The 25,333-nt window shown below is 71.9% G+C and carries 26 protein-coding genes and 2 pseudogenes; 18 read left to right on the forward strand and 10 right to left on the reverse strand.

Features of this window, described 5'->3' with window-relative positions; genetic code table 11:
* Nucleotides 1–390: 390 nt before the first annotated feature.
* Both O4J56_RS23485 and O4J56_RS23490 read right to left on the reverse strand, forming a co-directional pair.
* Entirely contained in the window at nt 391–1,764 is a 1,374-nt protein-coding gene (locus O4J56_RS23485; RefSeq protein ID WP_270688704.1) for a copper resistance CopC family protein, read from the reverse strand.
* A gap of 79 nt (nt 1,765–1,843) precedes the next feature.
* Entirely contained in the window at nt 1,844–2,110 is a 267-nt protein-coding gene (locus tag O4J56_RS23490) for a WhiB family transcriptional regulator (RefSeq protein ID WP_270688705.1), read from the reverse strand.
* 668 nt (nt 2,111–2,778) lie between these two features.
* Here O4J56_RS23490 and ectA point away from each other — a divergent pair.
* From ectA to O4J56_RS32155, 10 genes and pseudogenes are all read left to right on the forward strand, one after another.
* Complete coding sequence (ectA, locus tag O4J56_RS23495) at nt 2,779–3,363, forward strand: diaminobutyrate acetyltransferase (protein WP_270688707.1); 585 nt, start codon at nt 2,779–2,781, stop codon at nt 3,361–3,363.
* Nucleotides 3,364–3,497: 134 nt separating this feature from the next.
* Complete coding sequence (ectB, locus tag O4J56_RS23500; RefSeq protein ID WP_270688708.1) at nt 3,498–4,763, forward strand: diaminobutyrate--2-oxoglutarate transaminase; 1,266 nt, start codon at nt 3,498–3,500, stop codon at nt 4,761–4,763.
* A 103-nt stretch (nt 4,764–4,866) separates the two neighbouring features.
* Nucleotides 4,867–5,268 carry an ectoine synthase gene (locus O4J56_RS23505; protein WP_017622860.1) on the forward strand — a complete coding sequence of 134 codons (402 nt, stop codon included), beginning with the start codon at nt 4,867–4,869 and terminating at the stop codon, nt 5,266–5,268.
* Nucleotides 5,269–5,447: 179 nt separating this feature from the next.
* On the forward strand, nt 5,448–6,344 hold the full coding sequence (thpD, locus tag O4J56_RS23510) for an ectoine hydroxylase (protein WP_270688709.1): 897 nt from the start codon (nt 5,448–5,450) through the stop codon (nt 6,342–6,344).
* A gap of 324 nt (nt 6,345–6,668) precedes the next feature.
* Nucleotides 6,669–7,595, forward strand: a complete 927-nt coding sequence (gene ehuB / locus O4J56_RS23515) for an ectoine/hydroxyectoine ABC transporter substrate-binding protein EhuB (protein ID WP_270688710.1) — start codon at nt 6,669–6,671, stop codon at nt 7,593–7,595.
* Between the two features lie 21 nt (nt 7,596–7,616).
* Entirely contained in the window at nt 7,617–8,342 is a 726-nt protein-coding gene (locus O4J56_RS23520; protein ID WP_270688711.1) for an amino acid ABC transporter permease, read from the forward strand.
* A complete protein-coding gene (gene ehuD / locus O4J56_RS23525) occupies nt 8,342–8,983 on the forward strand; it encodes an ectoine/hydroxyectoine ABC transporter permease subunit EhuD (RefSeq protein ID WP_270688713.1) in 642 nt (213 codons plus the stop codon). Before O4J56_RS23520 ends, ehuD begins: the two co-directional genes overlap by 1 nt.
* Before the next feature lie 22 nt (nt 8,984–9,005).
* A complete protein-coding gene (ehuA, locus tag O4J56_RS23530) occupies nt 9,006–9,791 on the forward strand; it encodes an ectoine/hydroxyectoine ABC transporter ATP-binding protein EhuA (RefSeq protein WP_270688715.1) in 786 nt (261 codons plus the stop codon).
* 628 nt (nt 9,792–10,419) lie between these two features.
* Nucleotides 10,420–10,926, forward strand: coding sequence for a hypothetical protein (locus O4J56_RS23535; protein WP_270688716.1), 507 nt, complete (start codon nt 10,420–10,422; stop codon nt 10,924–10,926).
* An 8-nt stretch (nt 10,927–10,934) separates the two neighbouring features.
* Nucleotides 10,935–11,024 (forward strand): annotated as a pseudogene (locus tag O4J56_RS32155) (L-cystine ABC transporter ATP-binding protein YecC); the annotation flags it as partial.
* A gap of 78 nt (nt 11,025–11,102) precedes the next feature.
* On the opposite strand, the gene O4J56_RS23540 reads toward O4J56_RS32155, so the two are convergent.
* Both O4J56_RS23540 and O4J56_RS23545 read right to left on the reverse strand, forming a co-directional pair.
* Nucleotides 11,103–11,366: a hypothetical protein gene (locus tag O4J56_RS23540; RefSeq protein ID WP_270688718.1), complete on the reverse strand. Its 264-nt coding sequence runs from the start codon at nt 11,364–11,366 to the stop codon at nt 11,103–11,105.
* 58 nt (nt 11,367–11,424) lie between these two features.
* Nucleotides 11,425–12,342 (reverse strand): SPFH domain-containing protein, encoded by a 918-nt coding sequence (locus tag O4J56_RS23545; RefSeq protein WP_270688719.1) that lies wholly within the window; start codon nt 12,340–12,342, stop codon nt 11,425–11,427.
* A gap of 132 nt (nt 12,343–12,474) precedes the next feature.
* Here O4J56_RS23545 and O4J56_RS23550 point away from each other — a divergent pair, with 132 nt between their 5' ends.
* Together O4J56_RS23550 and O4J56_RS23555 are read left to right on the forward strand one after the other, a co-directional pair.
* Nucleotides 12,475–13,020 carry a PH domain-containing protein gene (locus O4J56_RS23550; protein WP_270688720.1) on the forward strand — a complete coding sequence of 182 codons (546 nt, stop codon included), beginning with the start codon at nt 12,475–12,477 and terminating at the stop codon, nt 13,018–13,020.
* A gap of 86 nt (nt 13,021–13,106) precedes the next feature.
* Nucleotides 13,107–14,702 (forward strand): PH domain-containing protein, encoded by a 1,596-nt coding sequence (locus tag O4J56_RS23555; protein ID WP_270688721.1) that lies wholly within the window; start codon nt 13,107–13,109, stop codon nt 14,700–14,702.
* A gap of 90 nt (nt 14,703–14,792) precedes the next feature.
* On the opposite strand, the gene O4J56_RS23560 is transcribed toward O4J56_RS23555, so the two are convergent.
* The 3 genes from O4J56_RS23560 to O4J56_RS23570 form a co-directional block, all read right to left on the reverse strand.
* Nucleotides 14,793–15,716 carry an alpha/beta fold hydrolase gene (locus O4J56_RS23560; RefSeq protein ID WP_270688722.1) on the reverse strand — a complete coding sequence of 308 codons (924 nt, stop codon included), beginning with the start codon at nt 15,714–15,716 and terminating at the stop codon, nt 14,793–14,795.
* A 113-nt stretch (nt 15,717–15,829) separates the two neighbouring features.
* Nucleotides 15,830–16,624, reverse strand: coding sequence for an SDR family NAD(P)-dependent oxidoreductase (locus O4J56_RS23565; protein WP_270688723.1), 795 nt, complete (start codon nt 16,622–16,624; stop codon nt 15,830–15,832).
* Between the two features lie 95 nt (nt 16,625–16,719).
* The gene (locus O4J56_RS23570) at nt 16,720–17,295 is read right to left on the reverse strand and encodes a TetR/AcrR family transcriptional regulator (protein ID WP_270688724.1); all 576 of its coding nucleotides are present in this window, start codon (nt 17,293–17,295) and stop codon (nt 16,720–16,722) included.
* Nucleotides 17,296–17,414: 119 nt separating this feature from the next.
* Here O4J56_RS23570 and O4J56_RS23575 point away from each other — a divergent pair, with 119 nt between their 5' ends.
* The 6 genes from O4J56_RS23575 to O4J56_RS23600 all read left to right on the forward strand — a co-directional run bounded on the left by O4J56_RS23575 (nt 17,415) and on the right by O4J56_RS23600 (nt 23,899).
* On the forward strand, nt 17,415–17,873 hold the full coding sequence (locus tag O4J56_RS23575) for a flavodoxin family protein (protein ID WP_270688725.1): 459 nt from the start codon (nt 17,415–17,417) through the stop codon (nt 17,871–17,873).
* Between the two features lie 197 nt (nt 17,874–18,070).
* Nucleotides 18,071–19,030 carry a CPBP family intramembrane glutamic endopeptidase gene (locus tag O4J56_RS23580; protein WP_270688727.1) on the forward strand — a complete coding sequence of 320 codons (960 nt, stop codon included), beginning with the start codon at nt 18,071–18,073 and terminating at the stop codon, nt 19,028–19,030.
* 78 nt (nt 19,031–19,108) lie between these two features.
* Nucleotides 19,109–20,152, forward strand: coding sequence for a CPBP family intramembrane glutamic endopeptidase (locus O4J56_RS23585; RefSeq protein WP_270688729.1), 1,044 nt, complete (start codon nt 19,109–19,111; stop codon nt 20,150–20,152).
* 113 nt (nt 20,153–20,265) lie between these two features.
* Nucleotides 20,266–22,353 (forward strand): RNA degradosome polyphosphate kinase, encoded by a 2,088-nt coding sequence (locus tag O4J56_RS23590; RefSeq protein WP_270688730.1) that lies wholly within the window; start codon nt 20,266–20,268, stop codon nt 22,351–22,353.
* Nucleotides 22,346–23,326: an NUDIX hydrolase gene (locus O4J56_RS23595; protein WP_270688732.1), complete on the forward strand. Its 981-nt coding sequence runs from the start codon at nt 22,346–22,348 to the stop codon at nt 23,324–23,326. The genes O4J56_RS23590 and O4J56_RS23595 overlap by 8 nt, the downstream gene beginning before the upstream one ends.
* A gap of 126 nt (nt 23,327–23,452) precedes the next feature.
* Nucleotides 23,453–23,899, forward strand: a complete 447-nt coding sequence (locus O4J56_RS23600; protein WP_270688734.1) for an SRPBCC family protein — start codon at nt 23,453–23,455, stop codon at nt 23,897–23,899.
* A 102-nt stretch (nt 23,900–24,001) separates the two neighbouring features.
* Here the strand turns inward: O4J56_RS23600 and O4J56_RS23605 are convergent, their stop codons facing one another.
* The 3 genes and pseudogenes from O4J56_RS23605 to O4J56_RS32165 form a co-directional block, all read right to left on the reverse strand.
* Complete coding sequence (locus O4J56_RS23605) at nt 24,002–24,277, reverse strand: hypothetical protein (RefSeq protein ID WP_270688736.1); 276 nt, start codon at nt 24,275–24,277, stop codon at nt 24,002–24,004.
* 73 nt (nt 24,278–24,350) lie between these two features.
* Nucleotides 24,351–24,806, reverse strand: a complete 456-nt coding sequence (locus tag O4J56_RS32160; protein WP_408639165.1) for a TOBE domain-containing protein — start codon at nt 24,804–24,806, stop codon at nt 24,351–24,353.
* 120 nt (nt 24,807–24,926) lie between these two features.
* A pseudogene (locus O4J56_RS32165) lies at nt 24,927–25,331 on the reverse strand (ATP-binding cassette domain-containing protein); the annotation flags it as partial.
* Nucleotides 25,332–25,333 lie beyond the last annotated feature (2 nt).

Consider the following 25,333-nt stretch of genomic DNA (forward strand, 5'->3'; position numbering starts at 1 on the left):
GGGCGTTTTCCCCGAGATCAACGAGGAGGCGGCACCAGGGGTGCGGGCGCCACGAGCGCGGACGGCCACGCACCCACCCGGCCGCGCCGCCACCCGGACCACGAGTGACCCGCCGGACGGCAGGCATGGCCGGGGAACCGCCCGGCTCCTTCCGTCGCCGCCCATCACGGCGACCACGCACACGCGCTGCGGCCGACGGCGCTGCCGCACGGGCCGCCCACCTCTCCTCGTCGCCGCCCCTACCTGGCACTCCGCCGATCTGCCGCCCGGCCGGGGCCCGTGAGCGGGGTACCTGCCCGCCCGCCTTCCTCTCCGGGGTGGGTCCGGCATGCGTGAGGGCCCCGCGGGGTGGCGGGGCCCTCGGCTCGGGGTTCTCCTACGGCTCGCTCGTCAGTCCTTGTCGCCCGGGCGGTTGCGCAGGCGGATGATCACGATCACCACCAGCGCCAGCAGGGCGATGCCGATGATCGCCCCGCCCACCGGGCCGAACAGGGAAACCGGGTCCGTGGACGGCGGGGCCTCCTCGGCCGGGGACGCGTCCCCGGCCTCCGTCTCCCCGCCCGAGCCGTCGGCGCCGGCGGCATCTCCCTCCGCGTCGTCGGCAGACGCGTCCTCCTCCTGGGCGGCCACGGCCTCCTCGGAGAGGGAGAACTCGATGGTGTCCTCGATGACGTGCCCGTCCGAGGAGACCATCCGGTAGGCGACCGTGTAGTCGCCCGCCTCGGTCAGCGGCTCCACGCCGACCTCGGCGTCGGGCCCGTCGATGGTGATGTCGCCCGACGCATGGTCGGACCCGTCCGGCCCGTTGACGGCGATCGCGTTGCCGCCGTCGCCGATGTCGGCGCTGAACGTCAGCTCGACCGTCTCCGGGGCGGTGTCGAGCTCGTCCCCGTTCTCCGGGGTGGAGGAGAGGAGGACGTCGTGCGCGCTCGCCGCCGGGGCGGTCGCCAGCCCCAGAGCGGTGGCGGCGGCCAGCGCTCCGGTGAGGGCGATGGCGCGGCGCTTCCGGACGCCGCCGGAAGCGCTGGTCCTGCTGCACAGTGTGGTCATGGTCGTCGGCCCTTTCGGCCCGTTCGCGGTCTGGGACTCCTCGATCACGGTCCCAGGCGGCGGCCCGCGCGGGCGGGCACCGGTCAGCGGGGCGCGGCGGGCCGCCGGGCCGGGCCACCGGGGCACTCCGACGGCGACGGCCGCCGCCGCGGGGACGGCGGCCGGGCCGACGAGCCGGGGCAGCGCCTCCGACAGCACCCCCAGCAGCGCCGACAGCGCGTCCTCGCCCCACGCGAGCAGGGCGGCGCCGGCGAGGGCCGCGAGCAGGTGCCCGGCCAGCATGTCCGGGGAGTACCCGAGAAGGCGGGGGCCGGTGAGCCAATGGGCGTCGGCGAGCGGCGTATGGGCGTGCGCGGTGGAATGGGCGGCGGCGTGCACAGCGTGCGCGCTGTGCGGAGCTCCTCCCACGGCCTCCGCGGCCAGGAAGACCAGGTGCAGAGGGGCCTGCGCTCCGACCGTGACGGTGAGGATGGCCCCGAACCCCCGCCGCGCGCGGGTGAAGCGCGCCAACGGCCCCCACAGCAGGGCAGCCGCGGCGGCGACGGCCCAGGCGGGAGCGGGCGCCCCGCCCCAAATGGCGTGGCCGAACCATGCCACGGCGGTGCATCCGGCCGCGAGCAGGCAGGTGCGCAGGGTGTGCAGCGGGCCGTGGCCGGTGGCCCACGCTCCTTCGCTGACGGTCCGTACGCCGCCGCCGACACTCTGCACGGTCACCGAACCTAACCGAGGCCTTCCACGCACGAAAGCGGCGGGCGCCCGGCCTCCACACCGGGCACCCGCCGCCGCGCGTCCCCTAACTCGCGACCGGCAGGAGGTCGCGGCGCATGTAGCGGCGCTCCTCAGGAGTGGTGCCGCCCCACACGCCGTCGGCCTCCCCGGCCCTCAGCGCCCACCGCAGGCATTCTTGGCGAACAGGGCAGCTGCGGCAGACGGCCTTGGCCAGGCTCGTGGTCTGGCTCCCGGGGCCGGCGGTGCTGACCGGGAAGAAGAGCTCAGGGTCGTACTGCCGGCAGGCGCCCTGCCGGACCCAGTCTTCGCTCTCGTGGTACAGGCGATTCACCGGGTGCCTCCGTTCCCGTTCTCGTTCCGCGACGCCGGTCGGCGACGGAGCTGGGGTGCGCGGGGCGGATGTCGCCACCGCACGTAGTACTACGTTGAGTCGTACTACGCGCAGTCTGCTAAATATCGGCGCCGGGTTCAAGCCCCGGAACCGGGGTGCCCTTCCGGGGGTGTGCGCCGGGGCCGACCTGGGGGCCGTCTCGCCGCCACCGCTCTGACCTGCGCGAATGAAGATCCGTGCCCGATCTTTGCCGTGCCGGGGAACAGGCCGCCGGGTCTGTCGCGGGCTTTCACCCGGATTCGTGTGACTTAGCCCACCCTTAAGATTCGCTGCGGGTGGCGTATGTTTACCCGGTGAGAGCGGGGCGCGGTCGCCGCGCGGGACCGCTCGGACGACACGCGCTCCTCGCCGCGGACGGGCCGAAACCCCAGGTGAGTCCGGAGCGTTCGGCCCCTGAGGGGCCCAGATGCCTCCCCCGGACGATGTCGACGCATCGTGACAGCGGGTGCTAAATAGACAAGCCCTACCCGCTGAAACCTGGCCGAAACATTTCCGGCGAATCACCGGAAATCGCTGCTCAGGAACGTTCGCTAAGTTTCTTCGACGTGCCACATCAACGCAGCGACGACGCAGAGACCGCCCGGACCGGTGCGGGGGATCACCCCTCCGTGACCGACACGGCCGCCCCCGTCCGCCCGGACGGCGAGGGCGGACCGGTCGGCGGCTCGGACGACGGCCTGCGCCTGTCCGCACCCGCGCCCGGGGACGGTCCGCGGCTGTGGCGCCTGGCCCGCGACTGCGGACTCGACCTCAACTCGCCCTACGCCTACACCCTCTGGTGCCGCGACTTCGCACGCACCTCGGTGATCGCCCGTGAGGCCGACGGAACGCCCGTGGGGTTCGTCACCGGATTCATGCGACCCGAAGAGCCGGGTACGTACTTCCTGTGGCAGGTGGGCGTGGACCCGCGGATGCGGGGTCGCCGCCTCGCCCGCCGGATGCTCGACCACCTTGCGGAGCGCTTCGGCTCCCTGGGGGCGAGCCACCTGGAGGCGACGGTGACCCCGGACAACGCGGCCTCCCGCGCCCTGTTCGGCTCGTTCGCCCGCGCGAACGGCGCCGAGGCCGTGTGGAGCCCGCTGTTCACCGCGGAGCACTTCCCGGAGGACGGCGAGCCGGGCGCCGGGGACGGGCACGAGCCCGAGGACCTGGTCCGGATCGGCCCGCTGGGCCGCCCGCCCGCCGCACGCTGAACGGCGGACCGCCCGCCGTCCGGCGCCGCACTGGAGGCGCAACCGAACGATGCGAACCCGATGACGTCCTGACGAACCCCGATCAGTCGAGCCGAGAGCCCACGAACCTGGGGAAAGGAACCAAGGAACTCACGATGGAGATCTTCGACCGCCTCGAGTCCGAAGTCCGCAGCTACTGCCGTGGCTGGCCGGTCGTCTTCAACGAGGCGCGGGGCAGCCACGTGTACGACGAATCGGGGCGCCCCTACCTCGACTTCTTCGCCGGGGCGGGTTCCCTGAACTACGGGCACAACCACCCGGAACTCAAATCCGTCCTCCTCGACTACCTGATCGGCGACTCGATCGTCCACAGCCTCGACGCCTACAGCGCGGCCAAACGCGACTTCCTGCAGGCCGTCGGGGACGTGCTGCTGGAGCCGCGCGGCCTGGACTACAAGGTCCAGTTCCCCGGCCCGGCAGGCAACAACGCCGTCGAGGCGGCCCTCAAACTCGCCCGCAAGTACACCGGCCGCGAAACGGTCGTCAGCTTCACCAACGGCTTCCACGGGATGACGCTGGGCGCGCTCGCGGTCACCGGCAACTCGATGAAGCGCGGCGGCGCCGGCGTCCCGCTGGGGCACGCCGCCACCATGCCGTTCGACAACTACATGGACGGCCAGACCCCGGACTTCCTGTGGCTGCGCAGCCTGCTGGAGGACAGCGGCAGCGGCCTGGACAAGCCGGCGGCCGTCATCGTGGAGACCGTGCAGGGCGAGGGCGGCATCAACGCCGCCAGCGCCGGGTGGCTGCGCGGCCTGGAGGAGGTCTGCCGCGAGTACGGCATGCTCCTCATCGTGGACGACATCCAGATGGGATGCGGCCGCACCGGCCCCTTCTTCAGCTTCGAGGAGGCCGGGATCACCCCGGACATCGTCACCCTGTCCAAGTCGATCAGCGGCTACGGCCTGCCGCTGGCCCTCACCCTGTTCAAGCGCGAGCTGGACGTGTGGGAGCCGGGCGAGCACAACGGCACCTTCCGCGGCCCGAACCCGGCCTTCGCCACCGGCGCCGCGGCGCTGCGCACCTTCTGGGCCGACAAGGACCTGGAGCGCTCGACGCTGGACAAGGGCGCGCTGATCGAGCGCCGCCTGACCGAGATCGCCGGGGAGTTCGCCGAGGCCGGCGCGCACGTGCGCGGCCGCGGCATGGCCCGCGGGCTGGCCTTCGAGCAGGAGGGGGCGGCCAAGGCGGTCGCCGCCGAGGCCTTCAAGCGCGGCCTGCTGCTGGAGACCTCCGGCCCCGAGGACGAGGTCGCCAAGCTGCTGCCGCCGCTGACCACCACCGTGGAGGACCTGGAGCGCGGGCTGGACATCATCGAAGAATCCGCACATTCCGCGGTGAAGATCGCCCAGCCGGCCTAGTCCGACTGATAGACCGGGTTGCATCATCCGGAACGGTCCGCGGGGCCCGCAACCGGGTCCCGCGGACCGATGCAGCGTCAAGAGTAGTGAGGGAGCAGCCACTGTGAAGGTGCGCAGCCTGAAGGACGTCGACGGCACCGACGCGGACGTCCAGACCGAGACGTGGCGGAGCCGCCGGATCGTCCTGGCCAAGGACGGCGTGGGCTTCTCGTTCCACGAGACCGTGCTGTACGCGGGCACGGAGACCAGCATGTGGTACGCCAACCACATCGAGCTCGTGCACTGCATCGAGGGCGAGGCCGAGGTCACCAACGACGAGACCGGCGAGACCCACCTCATCACCCCGGGCACGCTCTACCTCCTGGACGGCCACGAGAAGCACACGGTGCGCCCGAAGACCGACTTCCGCGTGCTGTGCGTCTTCAACCCCCCGGTGACCGGCCGTGAGGTGCACGACGAGAACGGCGTGTACCCGCTCATCACCGAGGAGCCGGCCGAGGCCTGAGCCGCGCGGCTGCCCCCCGCGGGCGGGGCCGCCCCGCGCGGCCCCGCCCCACCGAGACCCCCGTCCCGGCCCCCCGGGGCAGGGACGGGGAGCACATCAGAAGAGAACGACAGGCAAGAGAGCGACACCGATAGAGGAAGAGGGAGAACACCCCACGGGGTAACGCCATGACTGCTTTGATGGACATCCAGCAGAAGACCATGGACGAGTACCCGACCCGCAAGGACAGCACTCCCGCACTGCTGTACCGCCGGCACCCCGTCGTCTGGGGCTCCGGCGAAGGCGGCCCCTACACGGCCGAAGAGATCGCCTCCTACGAGTCCAAGGGCTACGTCCAGACCGAGGCGCTGCTGAGCGCCGAGGAGGTCGAGGCCTATAGCGCCGAGCTCCGCAGGCTCAGCGAGGACCCGGAACTGAGGCGGGACGAGCGCGTCGTCGTGGAGCGCTCCTCCGACGAGGTCCGCTCCGTGTTCGAGGTCCACAAGGTCAGCGAGGTCTTCGCCGACCTGGTGCGCGACCCGCGCGTGGTGGAGCGCGCCCGCCAGATCCTCGGCGGCGACGTGTACGTGCACCAGAGCCGCGTCAACTACAAGCCGGGCTTCGGCGGCGGCGACTTCTGGTGGCACTCGGACTTCGAGACCTGGCACGCCGAGGACGGCATGGCCGTCCCGCGCGCGGCGAGCATCTCCATCGCGCTGACCGACAACGACGCCTCCAACGGCGCGCTGATGGTCATGCCGGGCTCGCACAAGACGTTCGTGTCCTGCGTCGGCGAGACGCCCGAGGACCACCACCGCTCCTCGCTGAAGAGCCAGGAGATCGGTGTCCCGGACAAGCACAGCCTGGCCGTACTGGCCGACATGTACGGCATCGACGTGCTCACCGGGCCCGCCGGCGGCGCCACGTTCTTCGACTCCAACTGCATGCACGGCTCGGGCGGCAACATCACGCCGTTCCCGCGGTCGAACATCTTCATCGTGTTCTGCAGCGTGGAGAACGCCTGCGCCGAGCCGTTCGCCGCGCCGAAGCCGCGGCCGGAATTCCTCGGTGCCCGGGACTTCACTCCGGTGAAATAAAGGCACCCCCCTGTGAACGGCGTGTTTCACAGGGTCACCGAATTGCGCTACCCGATCGTTACGGGGCCGGATTCGGCCATGCCCGGCGATAACCAGTGCATAACGCCGCATTCCCGACCCGTTAGGGCGCGCTCAACACTGGGGACGTGAGTCCGCAGCGCACGGCATGGGCCCCCCGGGGCCCGGCCGCGTCGTGCGACGGCGGGCCCAAGTGCTCCATGTGCACGATTCCCCCAGTCATCGCACGGCGCCCCGACCCGCGCCTCCCCGGCGCGGGGCGGGGCGCCGTTCGCGTTCCCCCGACCCCCAAACAAGGAGATGGCAATGTTCGACCACGAACCCCGCAGAGGTGCCGCCCGCGGCGCGAACGGGCGTCGCAACCGGCTCCGCACGGGCGCGATCGGGGCGGCGGCCGTCGTCGCGGCGACGTCGCTGACCGCGTGCGCCCGCGCCGACGACGGCCCGGCGACGCTGGAGGAGATGCAGGAGCGCGGGTACATCACCGCCGCCATCAACAACGAGCCGCCCTTCGGCTACATCGACGACGACGGCAACGTCACCGGCGCCGCCCCCGAGCTGCTCGAGGCGATGGCCAAGGAGCTGGGCGTGGACGAGGTGCGCGCCGAGTCGGTCGACTGGGACGCGCTCATCCCCGGCCTGAAGTCGGGCCGCTTCGACGTGGTCGCCGCCGGGATGTACATCACCCCTGAGCGCTGCAACGAGGTCGCCTTCATGGAGCCGGACTACAGGGTCCAGGAGGCCTTCATGGTGCCCAAGGGCAACCCGGAGGAGCTGGAGACCTACGAGAGCGTCGCCGAGAACGAGGACGCCACCATCGCGGTGCTCAACGCCTCGGTCGAGCAGGGCTACGCCGAGGCGGCCGGTGTGCCCGAGGGGCAGATGGAGACGGGCGGCGGCGCCGCCGACGCCATCGAGCTGCTGCAGAACGACCGCGTGGACGCGGTCGCGCTGAGCACCTTCTCGCTCAACTACCAGCTCGAGGAGCGCGGCCTGGGCGAGGACTTCGAGGTCACCGAGGGCTTCATCCCGGTCGACGAGAACGGCGAGGAGGTCAGCCCGGCCGGCGGCTTCGCGTTCGCCAAGGACAACACCGAGGTGCGCGACGAGTTCAACGGCGTCCTTTCCCAGTTCAAGGAGGACGGAACGCTCCGGGAGACCGTCGAGCCGTTCGGCTTCGACGAGACCTCGGACCCGGGCGACCTGACCACCGAGCAGCTCTGCGCGGAATAGCGTCGAGGTGACACCACCACAGTGGATTTCCTAATCAATTCGCTCCCCCTGTACTGGGAGGGAGCGGTCCTCACCATTCGCCTGACCGTCTTCGGTGCGGCGCTGGCGTTCGTCCTGGCGGTCGTCGTCGGCACGCTCGGCACCACGCGGAGCAGGGCCGCGCGGGCCGTGGCCATGGTCTACACCGAGGTCTTCCGCGGGGTCGCCGCGCTGGTGCTGCTGTTCTGGTTCGGCAACTCCTTCCAGCAGATCACCGGATACCAACTGGAGACCGAGTTCGCCGCGATCCTGGCACTCGGGCTGAACGTCGGCGCCTACGGCGCCGAAGTGGTCCGTTCCTCGATCAACGCGGTGCCCCGGGCACAGACCGAGGCGGCCGTCGCGCTGAACATGACCTGGTGGCGCAGGACCCGGCTGGTCATCTTCCCGCAGGCGTGGGCGCAGATGCTGCCGACCTTCGGCAACCTGGTCATCGAGCTGATGAAGGCCAGTGCGATCGTCTCCCTCATCGGCCTGACCGACCTGACGAAGGTCGCCGACGACTTCCGTGCCTCCGCGGTCGCGGACACGTTCACCGTCTACTCCGTGGCGCTGGTCGGCTACTTCCTCTTCGCGCAGGTGCTCATCGTGCTCGTGCGGCTGCTGGAGCGGCGCGCCAACCGGAAGCTGGGGCGGCCCACCGACGACAGCCTGCTGGGCCTGCTGCGGCCGCCGTCCATCGGAACGACGACGGGGGGTGCCCGCTGATGGTGTGGGACATGGAGTTCACACGCCTGCTGCTCCCGGCCCTGCTGACGGGGCTGTGGGTCACCGTGCAGGCCACTGTTCTGGGCTATGCCTTGGCGCTGAGTCTGGGACTGGTCATCGCGATCGTGCGCCGGATCAAGGTGGTCGGCGCGATCGTCTTCGTGGTCACCGAGTTCATCCGCACCACACCGGTGCTGGTGCAGCTCGTGTTCATCTTCTCGCTCAGCGCGCTGTCCAACGTGTCGCCGTTGACCATCGGGATCGTCGTGCTGGGCGTGCACTATTCGACCTACACGGCCGAGGTGTACCGCTCCGGCATCGAGGGGGTCGCCAAGGGGCAGTGGGAAGCCAGTCGGGCATTGAGCCTGCCTCCGCACCGAGTGTGGGGCGCGGTGGTCCTGCCGCAGGCGATCCGCAAGGTGATCCCCGCCCTGGGGAACTACCTGATCGCCCTGTTCAAGGACACGCCCCTACTGTTCGCCATCAGCGTCCCCGAGATGCTCTCTGTGGCCAAGGGGATGGGTGGTGACCACTTCCGTTACTTCGAGGCCTTCACCTTGGTCGGTGCCGCATTCCTACTGGTGGCCGTGCCGTCCGCGGTGGTGATCCGCCGCTTGGAGCGCCGATATGCAGCAGTCTGACCAGAGGGGAGAGGCCCCTGCCATGGAGCCTGGGAACGAGCCGCTGATCAAGTTCGAGGGCGTCGTCAAGAGGTTCGGCGACAACGTCGTGCTGGACGGGCTGGACCTGGACGTCAACGCCGGTGAGCGCGTGACGCTGATCGGGCCGAGCGGTTCGGGCAAGACGACCATCCTGCGGCTGCTGATGACGCTCGAACACGTCAACGGCGGCACGATCTGGGTGGGCGGCAAGCCGTTCAGCCACATGTACCGGGGTGACAAGCTCGTCCCGGCGAACGAGAAGTACCTGCGGGAGCACCGGAAGACCATCGGGATGGTCTTCCAGCAGTTCAACCTGTTCCCGAACATGACCGTGCGCAAGAACGTCACCGAGGGGCCGGTGCACAGCCTGGGGGTGCCCAAGGAGGAGGCCTCCGAGCGCGCGGTCGAGCTGCTGGAGATGGTGGGCCTCGCCGACAAGATCGACGCGCACCCCACCCAGCTCTCCGGCGGGCAGCAGCAGCGTGTGGCGATCGCCCGCGCGCTGGCCATGCGCCCGGAGATCCTGCTGCTGGACGAGGTCACCTCGGCCCTGGACCCCGAGCTGGTTGCGGGTGTGCTTGACGTGCTGCGCGAGATCGCCCGGGAGACCGACATCACGATGCTGTGCGTGACCCACGAGATGGGCTTCGCGCGCGACGTATCGGACCGGGTGTTCATGTTCGACGCCGGCCGCATCGCGGAGTCGGGCCCGCCGGAGCAGATCTTCGGCGACCCCCGCGAGGACCGCACGAAGAGCTTCCTGAAGGCGGTCCTGGAGCACGACTGAATAGAAAGGATCCGGTGGGGCGGGCGGAGATTTCAGTTCGCCCCACCGGAAGCCTATTAAGAAGTTTAGGAGCTTGCCCGGAAAGGGAGATGGCGTCGGTCTCTCTGTGGGGTGCTTGGCAAGGTTCGTAACAGGGCGGTGGGGTGATCGCGATCTGTCCTGCATGAACTGCTGGGTCGCTGCACACTGGGCCGGAGGCTCCTTCGGCCCGCCCTCCTGCACCGAGCCCGCTTTCTAGTGGCGAAGAAGTGCCTTTTGGTATATGTGCTTAAGTCGCCATGGTGTCGAGAGATGGCTGTTCCGTACTCGTCCTTGATGAGAGCAGTGATGTGTAGAACGACCATCGCGCCAATCATCGGACTGTTGGCCATGCGGCTATAGTGGTGGTCAGAGTTGTGGTGACTTATAGCAGTTGTCAACGGTCCTGTCGGATAGCGGCCGGAACCGGCCACTGTAAGTTGGGTTGAGCTGGAAGGGCATCCTGGTCGCTAAGGGGAGTGACAGCAAAGTTTGCCTGTGAGGGTTTTCTGGGTCCCCCGGTAGACGGCCGTAGTCGTGTACAGTCCAAGTGCAATTTGCCTAGAAGTATGCACTGAACTCAGTTCGGGTCTCACTATCCTTGCTGTGTGTGGAGGATGGTGTCCCGATTATGGTTCTCGTGTTGAACTTTTTAAGGACTGCATCAATGAAGATTTTGAAGATGGTCGGGACTGTGGCTGCTTCGGCTATTTTGGTGGTGGGGCTTGCGCCGAGTGCGTCGGCTGGACCTCGATACACTGATTATGCGGACAAGACGAATGTGTCACCGAAAGTCAATGCGTGGTGTGCCACCATCTACGATGGTAGGGATCTTGCCGGCGTTGGATGCTTCCGGGATCATGGCGACCGAGTTTATGTGAAGGACATGCGCGCTGACGGGGCTCGCGTCGAAGTTCGAGGTACAGTGAATATCAAGGGGCGCCCTGAATTTCGTTGTATTGGAACTGGGAAGGCGGGGGGTGGGTGGCGTGTGTGTGACGAATGGTCTAAAAAGATGCCGGAGGATCGAAATTTCACTTTCCATGCACAGCTTTATGATGGCAACAAGCTGGTGGCGACCAGTGGAATCAAAATATTGCCGATCGGTGGGCGTTAAGATCTAGAAGTCGGTCGGGCCCGCCGGGGCAGATCTTCGGCGACCCGCGTGAGGACCGCACGAAGAGCTTCCTGAAGGCGGTCCTGGAGCACGAGTGAAGTGAGGCTTCCGAACGAGAGCGGCGCGGCCCGCATGGGCCGCGCCGCTCTCGGCGTTCTTCGGGGGTCCTTCGGTGTTCAGTCCTCGTCGCCGCCGGGGGGCTCCGGCGGCTCTTCCGGGGGCCGGTCCGTGTCGGCGGAGGCGGACCGCTTCTTCGGCGGGCGGCCCCTCCGGGGGAGGGAGCCCGCGCCTTTGGGCATGCGGCCGCTGTCGGCCAGGGCCTTCCGGAGGACGAACTCGATCTGGGCGTTGGTGCTGCGGAGCTCGTCGCCCGCCCACCGCGCCAGCGCATCGTGCACGGCGGGGTCCAGGCGCAGGAGGATCTTCTTGCGCTCGGCCAAGGTGATCGTGCCGTCCCCTAACGTCCCTACAGGTCGTGGGCCCTAACGGGCTGTGACCCTACTGGTAGAGCGAGCCCGTGTTGACGACCGGGCTGGTCGGGCGGTCGGCGCACAGCACCACGAGCAGGTTGCTCACCATGGCCGCCTTGCGCTCCTCGTCCAGCTCGACCACGTCCTCCTCGGCGAGCCGCTGCAGGGCCATGTCCACCATGCCCACCGCGTTCTCGACGATCAGCCGCCGTGCGGCCACGATCGCCCCGGCCTGCTGGCGCTGGAGCATCGCCTGGGCGATCTCCTGGGCGTAGGCCAGGTGGGTGAAGCGCGACTCCACGATGCGCACCCCGGCGGCGCTCACCCGGTCCGCCAGCTCCTTGGAGAGCTGCTCGGTGATCACCTCGGCGTTGTCCCGCAGAGACAGCGTCTCCGCCTGGTGGGAGTCGTAGGGGTAGCGGTTGGCGATGTGCCGCACCCCCGCCTCGGTCTGCGTCGAGACGAACTCGGTGAAGTCGTCGACCTCGAACACGGCGCGCGCGGTGTCCTCCACCTGCCAGACCACCACGGCGGCGATGTCGATCGGGTTGCCCTCGGCGTCGTTCACCTTCATCACCGAGGTCTCGTGGTTGCGGATGCGCGTGGACACCGCCTGGCGGGTGGTCAGCGGGTTCACCCAGCGCAGCCCGTCCCGGCGCACCGTCCCGGTGTAGCGGCCGAGGAACAGCAGCACCCGCGCCTCGTTCGGAGCGACGACGGTCAGGCCGAATCCGGCCACGACCCCGGCCGCCGCCAGGACCGCGCCGGCGGCGATGGCGCCCGCGGACGCGCCGCCGATCCCGACCAGGGCCAGCAGCACGCCGACGACGACCGCGGCCAGCGCCGCGAGGGCGGCGGGGATGCCGGGCAGCGTGAACGCCGCCCGTTCGCGGAAGACGGGTTCGGGCAGGTCGACCCCTGGTGTGGGGGTGGCGGTACCGGTCATCGGCGCTCCTTCCGGCTCCAGATTACGTGATTGCCATAGTCTAGCATTGTGATATCACTTTATTGAGGGCTCCGGACGCGGCCGCCGCACCGGAGCCGAGTGAGGACGGGGCGGCCAGGTCGGGAGGTCGGCATGAGCACGCAAGGGATCACGCACAGCGGGAGCGCCCGCACGGCCGTGCGGCTGCGCCCGCCCCGCCACCGGGTCGCGGGACGCGCCGTCGCGCTGTGGACGCTGCGCGCCCTCCTCCTCTGGGCGCCGCCGACCGCGGTCGCCGCGGGCCTGGCGACGGCCTCCGGCATCACCGGCCTCGTCCCGCAGGCGACCGGGCCGCTCTGGGTGCTCACCGCGGCCCTCGGCGCGCTCGGCCTCCTGGTGGCGCTGGTCATGCCCCAGTGGCGGTACCGCGTGCACCGCTGGGAGGTCACCGGGGAGGCCGTCTACACCTCGTTCGGATGGCTCTGGCAGGAGTGGCGCGTCGCGCCGATGGCGCGCATCCAGACCGTGGACACCGAGCGCGGACCGCTCCAGCGCGCGCTGGGTCTGGCCACGCTGACCGTGACCACGGCCTCGGCGGCGGGCCCACTGCGCATCGACGGTCTGGACGCGGCATTGGCCGCCGACGTGGCGCAGCAGCTCACCGAGGTCACCCAGGCGATCCCCGGGGACGGGACGTGAGCGGCGGGGCGGCCGCAGGCCGCGAAGGGCACGGAGGGCGCGGAGGCCTCGAAGGCACGACCGGCGCGAGGAGGGACGGGGGAGCGATGGACGGGAACGCGAACACCGGTGCGCCCCAGGGGCTCGCCGCCCCCGGAGCGCCGGTGCAGGGCTGGACCCTGCTGAGCCCGCTGACGGTGTGGGCGGACGCGGTCATAGTCGGGCTGGTGGTCCCGGTGCCCGCCCTGGTCGCCGCCGTCGTCATGGCGGTGGCCGGCGCCCCGGCGGTGTGGCCGATGCTCACCCTTCTCGGCGCGGCGGTGCTGGTCGTCACCATCATCGGCGCGGACGTTATGCGCTACCGCCGCACCCGCTACCGCCTGACCGCAACGCGGTTCGAGGCCGTGTCCGGGGTGATCGCCCGCAGCCACAAGTCCCTGCCGCGGGAGCGGATCCGCAGCGTCGACGTGGCGGTCCCGCTGTGGGCGCGGGCCTTCGGGCTGTGCCGCGTGGAGGTCGGCACGGGCGAGAGCACCGGGGCGGGCGGGACGCTGGCCCTGGCGCTGGTCCCGGTGGCCGAGGGGGAGCGGCTGCGCCGCCTGCTCCTGGCGCACGGTGCGGCGGCCGGGGCGGGCGCCGACGGGTCGGCCGAACTGGCCCGCATGGCACCGCGCTGGTTCGGCTACGGGGCGCTCGCCTGGACCTCGGCGGGCATCGGCTACGGCGGGCTGGCGGCCGTGCTCGGCTCGCTCACCGAGCTGATCCTCCGGCTGGTGCTGCCGTGGGTCCTCGGGTACGCCGAGTCGGCGCCGGTCTCGGCGATCGTGCTGTGGGCGGCCGGGGTGGTCGCCGCCTTCGTCGCGGTGGCCACGGCCGTGGCGCTCGCCGTGCAGGTGGAGTCGTGGTGGGGGTTCCGGCTCACCCGCGAGCCCGACAGCACCCTTCGGGTGCAGCGCGGCCTGCTCACCCGGACCTCGGTCTCCATCGAGGAGCGCCGCATGCGCGGCGTGGAGCTGCTGGAGCGGCTCCCGCTGCGGTGGCTGGGCGCCGCATCGGTCGCCGCCGTCGCCTCCGGCCTCGACCAGGCCCAGGACGGCCAGGGAGGCAACAAGGGGGGCATCGTGCCCAAGCGCGCGCTGACCCCGGAGATGCCGCGTGCCCAGGCGCGGCGGGCCGCGGAGGAGGCCGTCCGGGCCCAGGGCGGGATCGCCTTCGAAGCCCTGAGGCGCCACCCGCTGTCGGCCCTGAGGCGCCGGATCATGCGCGCGCTGGCCGCCGCGGTCGTGCTCGCGGCCGTGGTCGGGGCGGCCTCATGGGCGCTCGGCGCGTTCACGTCGCTGGAGGTACCCGCGGAGGTCGCGGCCCTGGACGCAGCCGGGACCGGGGGCGCGGTGCTGCTCCTCGGGGTCCCCTACGCGGTCGGCTGCTACCGGGGGCTGGGGCACGGGATCGACGGGCGGTTCCTGCTCCTGCGCAAGGGGATGGCGGCGCGCTCCACGGTGGCCCTCAAGCGCGACTCGGTCATCGGGTGGACGGTCCGGCGGTCGCCCTTCCAGCGCTGGTCGGGGCTGGCGACCCTGGGCGCGACGGTCGCGGCCGGAAGCGGGATCCACCGCGCCCCGGACGTGGACCTGGGCGAGGGGCTGGCCTTCGCAGACGAGGCGGTGCCGGGGCTGCTGGCCCCGTTCCTCGAGAAGGGGTGAGCACCTGAGCGAGGCGGCCCGGAGGGCCGCCCGGCGGGGCCGGGTCCCTGCCGCGGGGACGGCGCGGCGGGCCCGGCCCCCATGGCGGTCTCACCGCAGGAAGCGCAGCATCCTGTCGGTGACGAACTCCGGCTGCTCCTCGGGGAGGTAGTGGCCGCTGTCCGGGACCTCGACCACGGTGAGGTCCGCCGCCCGGCCGGCCAGGCCGCCGCGGATCAGCGGCATGTTGCCCGCACAGGCCAGGCCGAGGACGGGCAAGGAGAGCGGCGGGTACTCCGCGAGGTCGGCGATGTCCTGGACGAACGCCTGGTACCAGGCGTTCCCGGCGCGGACGGCGCCGGGGGCGGCGAGGGCACGGGCGTAGACCTCGCGGGCGTCGTCGTCGATCGAGTCCTGGTCGCGCAGGATGTACCCGCACAGCCAGTCGACGAGCACCCGCTCCCGCCCTTCGAGCAGGGCCTCGGGGAGTCCGCGCACCTGGTTGAAGGCGAACCACCACAGGTACGCGGTGCCGGGCCCCTGCTCGGCCCCGGTGATGTTGGCGTCCTGGGCGCCCTGGGGGAGCATCGGCAGGGACAGCAGGCCCTCGTCGGGGTGCGGCACATCCAGGATCACGAGCCGCCGGACCGTGTCGGGGTACAGCGCGGCCACGGCCTCGGCCACCATCCCGCCGATGTCGTGCCCGGCGACGTCGGCCTGCTCGTACCCGAGGTGCCGGATCAGGGCGTGCACGTCGGCGGCCATGGTCCGCTTGTCGTAGCCGTCCGCGGGCTTGGCGGAGCCGCCCTGGCCGCGGATGTCGACCGCGACCACGCGGTGCTCGGCGGCCAGGGCGGGCATGACCTTGCGGAACTGCCACCAGGTCTGCGGCCAGCCGCCGAGGAGGACCAGGGGGGTGCCCCGGTCCCCGCCGGTCACGTAGTGCAGCCGGACGCCGTTCACGTCGGCGTGGGCGCTGGTGAACCCGCCGTCGAGCGAGGCGGCGAGGTCGGCGTCGGTGAGGGGTGGGGTCATGATCGGTACTCCTGTTCTGAAATGATCGTTTCAGAATTCGGGCGCACGGGTGGTTCCGGCCGTTCGGGCCGCTTCGGCGGGACCGCGGCCGGGCCGCGTCCGGCCCCCCGTCGTCAGGCGGTGGCGCCGCCGTCGACGACCAGGTCGTGGCCGACGACGAAGGACGCGCGGTCCGACGCCAGCCAGACCGCCGCCTCGGCGATCTCGTCCGTGGCCGCCACCCGCCCGATCGGCACGCTCCCGGCGACGCGGGCGGCGCGGTCGGCGACGGTCTCGCCCGGCCGGAAGGACATCTCGGTGTCGGAGGCCCCCGGGCTGAGGGCGTTGATCCGCACCCCGTCGCCGATGTACTCGCGCGCCGCCGTGCGGGTCAGGGTGCTCACGGCGGCCTTCGACGCGCCGTAGGCCCCCATCCCGGCCAGGCGCTGGTGCGCGCCGATCCGGGAGCCGACATTGATGATCGCGCCGCCTCCGTCGGCGCGCATCCGCGCGATCTCGTGCTTCATCGACAGCCAGACGCCGGTGGTGTTGACCGCCAGGACATCGGCCCACACCTCGTCGTCCAGGTCGCCCAGCGGGACCCCCGGTGTGCCGACCACCCCGGCGTTGTTGACGGCGATGTGCAGGCCCCCGTGCCGCTCCGCCGCCTCGGCGACCATGCGCCGCGCGTCCTCGGGCCGGGTGACGTCGGCGGTCACCGCGCTCGCCGTCCCGCCCCCGGCCTCGATCAGCCGGACGGTCTCCTTGAGCGGCCCCTCGCTGCGCCCGGCCACGACGACGGAGGCGCCGCGGCGGGCGAACGCCAGCGCGATCGCGCGGCCGATGTTCCTGCCTCCGCCGGTGACCAGGGCGGTCCTGCCGGTGAACTCCTCGGTGGACTCCTCGGCGTCTGCCGGTGCTGCGGACATGGCGGCGCACTTCCCTTCGCTTTAAGGAACGTACGTTTCAGAATTGATCCGGTGCGGTGCGCCGCGCACGGAAGGCCCGGTGTGGGCCCACCGCCCTACAGTGCGCCGACCGCCACCTCGACCACGTGCTCCATGGTCGCGCGCTCGGCCTGCGACCGGCCCAGCAGCCGGATCGCGCCGATCTGGGCGTGGACGAAGTCGGCGAGCACCTCCGGGTCCTTGTCGGCGGCGATCTCGCCGTCGGCCTGCGCCGCGCGCAGTGTGCGGACGAGGGCGTCCACCACCTCCGCGCGGCCGCGCCGCACCACGGACGCCACCTCCGGGTCCGTCGGCGCCCGTTCGATCTGGGCGTTGACCACGAAGCACCCCAGTCCGGGCTGGGAGGCCTCCTCGTCGACGATGCTGTCGAGCATCCGCCGGACGCGCTCGCGGACCGGCCCATCGGTCTCGACGAGCTCGCGGAGCCCGGCCGTGCCCGACTCGGCGTAGCGCTGCAGGGAGCGCATGTAGAGGCCGTGCTTGCTCTCGAACGTGCCGTACAGGCTGCTGCGGCCGATGCCCGTGGCCTCGCACAGGTCCTGTGCCGACGTGGCCGCGTACCCCTGCTTCCAGAAGGTGTGCATGGCCGAGTCCAGGACCCGGTCCGGGTCGAACCCCTTGCTCCGTGCCATGTACGGCACGCTAGCACATTCGGGAATGGTCGTTCCAGAATCGGTGCGGTGGACCCGCGCGGCCCGCGCGACCGGTATGGCCCGCATGGCCCGCATGGTCCATGTGCCACGCTGAGGGCATGGCACGCCTGTTGATCGTCCACCACACACCGTCGCCCGGGATGCAGGAGCTCTTCGAGGCCGCGAGCGCGGGGGCCGGAAACGACGAGATCGAGGGCGTGGAGGTCGCCGCGCGCGCGGCGCTGGCGGCCACCGCCCCGGACGTGCTCGCCGCCGACGCCGTGCTGTTGGGCACCCCGGCGAACATCGGCTACATGAGCGGCGCCCTCAAGCACTTCTTCGACAGCGTGTACTACCCGTGCCTGAACGACACCGGCGGGCTGCCGTACGGGCTGTACGTCCACGGCAACAACGACACGGCCGGGGCCGTCCGCGCGGTGGAGCAGATCGCCAAGGGCATGGGCTGGGAACGCGTCCGCCCGCCGGCCGAGATCATCGGCGGGATCGGCCGCGAGGCCCGCGAAGAGGTGTGGGAGCTCGCGGCGGTGACGGCCCTGGCGGCGCTGGGCGAGGTGTGACGCCTCCCGCGGGCCGGGCGCACGCCCCCCGTCAACGCATCGCCAACACCCGGTAACACGGCACTCCCGGTCGCGAAAGCCGCACACGGGCACGCGCAAGGCCATTTCCTGCGATCATCCGCACTCCCCGAGTCCGCGACATTCCGCGCACGATCCGTCACATTGCGTCATTCTCCGGTCAGACTGAAGTCTCCGACATGGGGGAGTGGCACGTGGAGGCAGGTCAAGGGCGCGCCGCCCGTGCGGTCGTCACCGCGGTGGCGGTGGCCGCCGGGGTGGGACTGGCCGCCGCGGGGTTCGCCGGGCGGCCCGCGGCCCTGGCCGACGTGACCTGGTACGGCATCGGCGCGCTGTGGGCGGTCTGGCTCCCGGTCGCGGTGGGCGTGCTGCTGACCTGGCTGCTGGGCAGCCGCACCGGCCAGATCGACCTGGACCTGCGCGTGCGCGACGCGATGGAGGGCCACCCGGTCCGGCTGGAGCTGGGACTGCTGCTGGCGATGCTGCTCGGCTACGCCGTGGGCACCGCCGGGCTCTACACCCTCATCCGCCAGGTGAGCGAGGAGCTGCCGTCCGCCGTCGCGCTGCCGGTCACGCGCCTGGTGTTCTTCTTCGTGCTGCCGGTGCTCTTCGTCGACCAGGGCGGGTTCAGCACCAGCGGCCACGGCACCCGCATGCCCGCGCTGTCCCTGGCGGTGCGCGAGCCGTGGCGCTGGCTCGGGCTGATCACCGTCGCCGCGGTCGGCGCCCCGCTCCTGCTGGATCTGGAGACGGCGGACGTACCGACGCCCACGGGGGCCGTCCTCGTGGTCCTGGCGGTCCTGGTCGGCGTCAGCGCGATCGAGGAGATCTTCTTCCGCGGCATGGTGCAGACCCGCCTGGAGCTGCTGGCCGGCCGAACCGCGGCGGTGGTCGTGACCGCACTGCTGTACGCGCTGGCGCAGGCGGTGAGCGGCCACTTCAACACCTTCGCGACCATCAGCGCCTACGGCGCGGTGGAGCAGGTCGCCGTGGCGGTGGTCACCTACGGGGTGCAGGGGCTTCTGCTGGGCTACGTCTGGATCCGCTACCGCAACATGTGGATCAACACCCTCGTCCACGGCGTCCCCCTCATCCTGGCGACCCTGCCGACCGTCGCCGGACAGAGCGGCCTGAGCTGACCGCGACGCCTCCGACCTGCGGGGAAACCGCCTCCATCCGGCGCCCCGTAAGTCACGTAACAGTGTCGAACCGGTAAAATGTCCGTCGGCGCGCGAGCGTGCGCCCCGGGGCCGGACGGGCGCCCGGTCGGCTCTGCGAAGGCGGCGGTCCCCATCGACGGCACGGTCCACGGCACCACGGCGCCCGCGGCGGCGCCGCTCGGGCCGTCCGCCGGCCGCGCCGCCCGGACCGCGCGTGCGGGCCGGGTGCTGGGGTGGTCGGCCGTCCTGGTGTTCACCGCCTGCGCCGCCGCCTACACGGCCGGGTCGGTCGCCGCCGGGGGCTTCGACCCCCGGGTGGCCCTGCTCTGGCCCTCGATCGCCGCCGCCCTCGCCCTGATCCGGCTGCTGCCTCCGCGCGTGCCCGAGGCCGGGATGGCCGACCGGATCCGCGCGCGGATGGCCGACCGCTCCCCGGGGACCGAGGCCGCACTCCTCGTCGGCTGCCTGGTCGCGTTCGCCGTCGCCGACGCCGTGCTCTCCCCGGTCTTCGCGCTGATCGGCCCCGGCGCGCCGCCGTTGTCCTACTACGCCGCCAAGGCCATCTTCCTGCTGCTCATCCCGCCGCTGTTCGCCGGCGGCACCGGGATCACGCGCCGCTCCAGCGGCCCCGACCTGCTCCCGCTGGCCGCCCGGGTGCGCGAGCCGTGGCGCTGGGCGGCCCCGGCCCCCGCCGCGGTCTTCCTGGCCCTGCTCGCCCTGCCGTGGATCGCCGCCCCCCGGCCCCCGGGGACGCTGCCCGCCGACTACGCCCTGGGGGCGGTGGTCGCCCTCACCTTCGCCGGGGTGGCCGCCGCCGACGTGCTGTTCTTCTCCGTGCTCCTGCAGACCCGCCTGGAGCTATTGTTCGGGCGGTGGCCCGGCATCGCGGCCACGGCGGTGCTGTACGGCCTGTCCTCCCTGGTGGGCGAGCCGCTCACCGGCGGCGCCCACGACCTGGCCTCCGCGGTCGCCGTGCAGGGCGCGTCGGGCCTGGTCGCCGGGTACCTCTGGGCGCGGTACCGGAACCTGTGGGCGAACCTGCTGCTGGCCGGCGGCGTCACCGCGCTTGCGATGGTCCCGCCCACGGCGGCGTTCCTGTAGCCGACGGGCGGGCGTGGGCCCCACCTCGCGCGGCCGAGGCGGGTGATACGTCACAATCGATCGTGCGGGTAGGGTTCGCCGTCCGTTCACCGAAATGCGGCAGCGTGCGAACCATGGCGACGGAAGCGGTGTTCATGGGCGAAATGGTGGAGGACCTCCCCGAGGGGAGGTTCATGGACCGGGAGGTGGACTGGCTCCGGTTCAACCAGCGGGTGCTGGAGCTGGCCGAGGACGTCGGCATGCCCCTGCTGGAGCGGGTCCGCTTCCTGGCGATATTCGCGAGCAACCTCGACGAGTTCTTCATGGTGCGCGTGGCCGGGCTCAAGCGGCGCCTGGCCACCGGCGTCGCCGTGGCCGGGCCCAGCGGGCACCACCCCCGCGAGCTGCTCACCCGGGTCGCCGAGGTCAGCCACGACCTGATGCGGCGGCACGCCCGCTGCTACCACGACTCGGTGGCCCCCGCCCTGGCCGAGGCGGGCATCCGCATCCTGCGCTGGGACGACCTGGACGAGGACGACCGGCGCCGGATGCACCGCTTCTTCCGCGGCTCGGTCTACCCGGTGCTCACCCCCTTCGCGGTGGACCCGGCCCACCCCTTCCCCTACATCTCCGGGCGCTCGCTCAACCTCGCGGTGACCGTGCGCGACCCGCGCACCGGCCGCACCGCCTTCGCCCGGATCAAGGTGCCCTCGGCGCTGCCCCGGTTCATCCGGCTGGAGGGCGAGGCCTTCGTCCCGGTCGAGGACGTCATCGCCGGGCACCTGCCGCAGCTGTTCGCCGGGATGGAGGTGCTGGAGCACCACGCCTTCCGGGTGACCCGCAACGCCGACCTGGAGGTCGACGAGGACGAGACCGACGACCTGGTGCAGTCCCTGGAGAAGGAGCTGCTGCGGCGCCGGTTCGGCCCGATGGTCCGGCTGGAGGTCGAGGAGGACATCTCCCCGGAGGTGCTGCGCATCCTCGAACGCGAGCTGGGCGCCGACGACGAGGAGGTCATCGCCGTCCCCGGGCCGCTCAACCTGGCGGGGCTGCACCAGATCGCCGACCTGGACCGCCCCGAGCTGAGCTTCTCCCCGATGGTCCCGGCCGAGCCGCCGGGCCTGGAGGCCGAGGACCTGTTCGCCGCGGTCCGCGGCCGCGAGCTGCTGGTGCACCACCCCTACGAGTCGTTCACGACCACCACCGAGCGGTTCGTGGCCCTGGCCGCCAGCGACCCCAGCGTGGTCGCGATCAAGCAGACCCTCTACCGCACCAGCGGCGACTCGCCCATCGTGGAGTCGCTGATCGAGGCGGCCCGCGCGGGCAAGGAGGTCGTGGTCCTCGTCGAGATCAAGGCGCGGTTCGACGAGCAGAACAACATCGCCTGGGCGCGCAAGCTGGAGGAGGCCGGCTGCCACGTCGTCTACGGCGTCGTCGGCCTCAAGACGCACTGCAAGCTGTCCCTGGTGGTGCGCAGGGAGGACGACGGGTCGCTGCGCCGCTACTGCCACGTGGGCACCGGCAACTACAACCCGAGCACCGCCCGCGTCTACGAGGACTTCGGGCTGTTCAGCGCCGAGCCGGAGGTCGGTGAGGACCTGAGCGACCTGTTCAACCGGCTCACCGGGTTCTCCCGCACCACCAGCTACCGGCGGCTGATGGCCGCGCCCGACGGGCTGCGGTCGGGGCTGACCGAGCGGATCGCCGCCGAGGTGCGCGCGCACTCCGAGGGCCGCCCGGCCCGCATCCGGATGAAGGTCAACTCCCTGGTCGACGAGGAGATCATCGACGCGCTGTACCGCGCCTCGGCGGCCGGGGTCCCCGTCGACCTGTGGGTGCGCGGGAGCTGCGTGCTGCGCCCGGGCCTGCCGGGGGTCTCCGAGACGGTCCGGGTGCGCAGCGTCCTGGGCCGCTTCCTGGAGCACTCCCGGGTGTTCGCCTTCGAGAACGGCGGCGACCCCGAGGTGTGGCTGGGCAGCGCCGACCTGATGCCGCGCAACCTGGACCGCCGGGTCGAGGCGCTGATCCGGGTGGCCGACCCCGAGCACCGGGCGCGGCTGGTGGAGCTGATGGACACCGCGATGGACGAGGGGACCTCCTCCTGGCACCTGGGGCCGGACGGGGAGTGGACCCGGCACACCCGCGACGCCGAGGGGGCGCCCCTGCGCGACCTGCAGGCCTCCTTGCGCCGCGACAGGCATGTGAGGGCGACGGATGGTTGACGACTACCCCTTCGACGAGGCCGAGATCACCAGCGCGTGGCCGCCCCGGGACACCGCTCCCGGCGGCTACATGGAGCCCATCCGGGCGGCCGGCGCGGTGCTGTGGCGGCACGGGGAGGGCGGGCACGAGGCGGTGCTGGTGCACCGCCCCGACCGCGACGACTGGACGCTGCCCAAGGGCAAGGTGAAGAACGGCGAGCACCTGCTCACCGCCGCCGCGCGGGAGGTGCTGGAGGAGACCGGGCTCAACCCGGTGTTCGGCCGGCGCCTGCCGCCGCAGCGCTACCTGCGGGAGGGCTGGCCCAAGCTGGTCGACTGGTGGGCGGCCGAGCCGGGGCCGGGCGCGTCGGTGTTCACCCCCAACGAGGAGATCGACCGGGTGGAGTGGGTGCCGCTGGCCGAGGCGCGCGACCGGCTCACCTACGACCACGACGTCTCGGTGCTGGACAACTTCGTGTCGGGGCCGCTGGAGACGTTCCCGCTGGTGCTGCTGCGGCACGCGCCGGCGGGGGAGAAGCGCGCCTGGGACGGGGAGGACCTGCTGCGCCCGCTGGACGACGCCGGGCGCGAGGGCGCCCGGGAGCTGGTGCGGGTGCTGGAGCCCTATGGGCCCATGCGGGTGGTCTCCTCGGCGGCGGCGCGCTGCACCGAGACCGTGCTGCCGTACTCGGTGGACGCGGGCATGGAGGTGCGCACCCTTCCGGCCCTGACCGCGGGCGTGCACGGCGACTCCGGTGTGGACCCGGTGGCGGCGCGCGCGGCGTTCGGAACGCTCCTGGAGGAGGGGCGCCCGACGCTGGTGTGCACGCACGGGGAGCTGGTGGGCGAGCTGATGAAGGAGGCGCTGGGGCGGCTCGGCTCGCCGGTGACCCAGCAGATCTCCCTGCGCAAGGGCACGTTCTGGGTGCTGCACGTGACGAAGGGCGAGAAGCGCTCCCTGGCGGCGGTCGAGCGCCACGAGGTGGTGCGCTGAGCCCCCTTACCTCGTTGATCTCGGGAGAATCGACGCTACCGGCGCGGTTTTAGGGGCGCTTTTCCCGAGATCAACGAGGAGAGACCCCGGGGCGGTGCGCGGCCGGGGCGCTGAGATGATTCGGGTATGGCCCAGCACAAGGTGGCGCGGAGCGTCGTGGTCGACGCGCCCGCGGAGAAGGTGTTCGACATTCTGGCCTCGCCCGGCCGGCACGCCGAGTTCGACGGTTCGGGCACGGTGCGCGAGGCGGTGCGGGGGCCGGATCGCCTCGGCCCCGGCGACGAGTTCGGCATGGACATGCGGATGGGCGTGCCCTACCGGATGGCGAACCGGGTGGTGGAGTTCGAGGAGGGGCGGCTGATCGCCTGGCGCCACCTGGGCGTGCACCGGTGGCGGTGGGAGACCGAGCCGCTGCCGGACGGGGCCTGCCGGGTGACCGAGACCTTCGACTACTCGTTCGCCGGCCCCGCCATGCGGTTCGCGTACATGCTGGCCGGGTGGCCCGCGCGCAACGGCCGGTCCATCGAGCAGACCCTGGTCCGGCTGAAGGCCCTGGTGGAGGGGGACGGCTGAGGCGGCTGGGACGACCGAGGCGGTCCGCAACCTGACGCGGGCCCGTGCCCGGGGCCGGAGCGGCGGCCGCGGGCACGGGTCGTGCCGGGCGGGACGGGGCGCTCAGTACCCGTAGCCGCCGCCCATGTGGCGGTCGCCGTCGTAGTAGTACCCGCCGTCGTCCCCGTTGTCGTCGTAGTACCCGTCGTAGCCGCCGTGCCCCAGCAGCAGCGTCTCCGCGGCTCCGGCGCGGTCGCCGTAGTAGCCGTCGTACCCGTTCCCGTCCCCGTCGCCGTAGTAGCCGTGGGCGGAGGCGGTGCCGGCCGACATCGCGAGGGCGGCCCCGGTGGCGGCGGTGACGGCGGCCGCGGCGAGCGTGCGCGTGAGTGACATGAACATGCCTTCCTGTGTGTAGTCAAAGCACTACCGACAGTGAAGAGCGTAAGGGAGTCGTCCGCCGATCACCAGCACGTCAGGCCGGATAGCAGTGCACCTCGGACGCCTTGACCGCGGCCCACACCCGGGAGCCCGGCGCCAGGTCCAGCTCGGCCAGGGCCGCCGGGGTCACGTCCGCCCCCAGGGACAGGGGGCCGCCGAGCCGCACCCGCACCTGGTCGCCGAAGCGTTCGACCCCTTCCACCACCAGCGGCCACACGTTGCGCGGCGTGCCCGAGGGCGGGTCGGGGTAGAGCGCGACCGCGCGCGGCGGGAACGCGGCGAACACCGGCCCGTGCCCCGGAGCGGGGGCCTCGATGTGTGCGCCCCCGGCGACCTCCACCGTCGTGCCCTCCTGGCGGCCCCGGTACAGGTTGAGCCCCACCAGGCGGGCCACGTACTCGGTGCGCGGGCGCAGGGCCACCTCCGCAGGGGGGCCGTCCTGCACCACCGACCCCTCCTCCAGCACGGTGATGCGGTCGGCCAGCACCATCGCCTCCAGGGGATCGTGCGTCACCAGCACGGTGGCGCCGTCGAAGGCGTGAAGCCGGGCCCGCAGGCCCGCGCGGACCTCCTCCCGGGTGTGCGCGTCGAGCGCCGACAGCGGCTCGTCCAGCAGGAGCAGTCGCGGGTGCGCCGCCAGCGCGCGGGCCAGCGCGACCCGCTGCGCCTGGCCCCCCGACAGCGCGCCGGGCCGTGCACGGGCCCGGTCGGCCAGCCCCATCTCCTCAAGGAGCGCGGCGGCGCGGGCATGGGCGGCGGCCTTGGACTCGCCCCGGCAGCGCGGCCCGAAAGCGACGTTGTCCAGCGCGGACATGTGCCGGAAGAGCAGGTAGTCCTGGAAGACCACGCCGATGGGGCGCCGCTCGGGCGGCAGCGCGGTGATGTCGTTCCCTTCGACGACCACCGAGCCGCCGGTCAGCGGCTCCAGCCCGGCCAGCGCCCGCAGCGCCGTCGACTTCCCGGCGCCGTTGGGGCCGAGCAGCGCCACCACCTCGCCGCGGTCGGCGGTGAGCGCGG

This window comes from Nocardiopsis endophytica (assembly GCF_027706725.1).
GTDB lineage: Bacteria > Actinomycetota > Actinomycetes > Streptosporangiales > Streptosporangiaceae > Nocardiopsis_A > Nocardiopsis_A endophytica.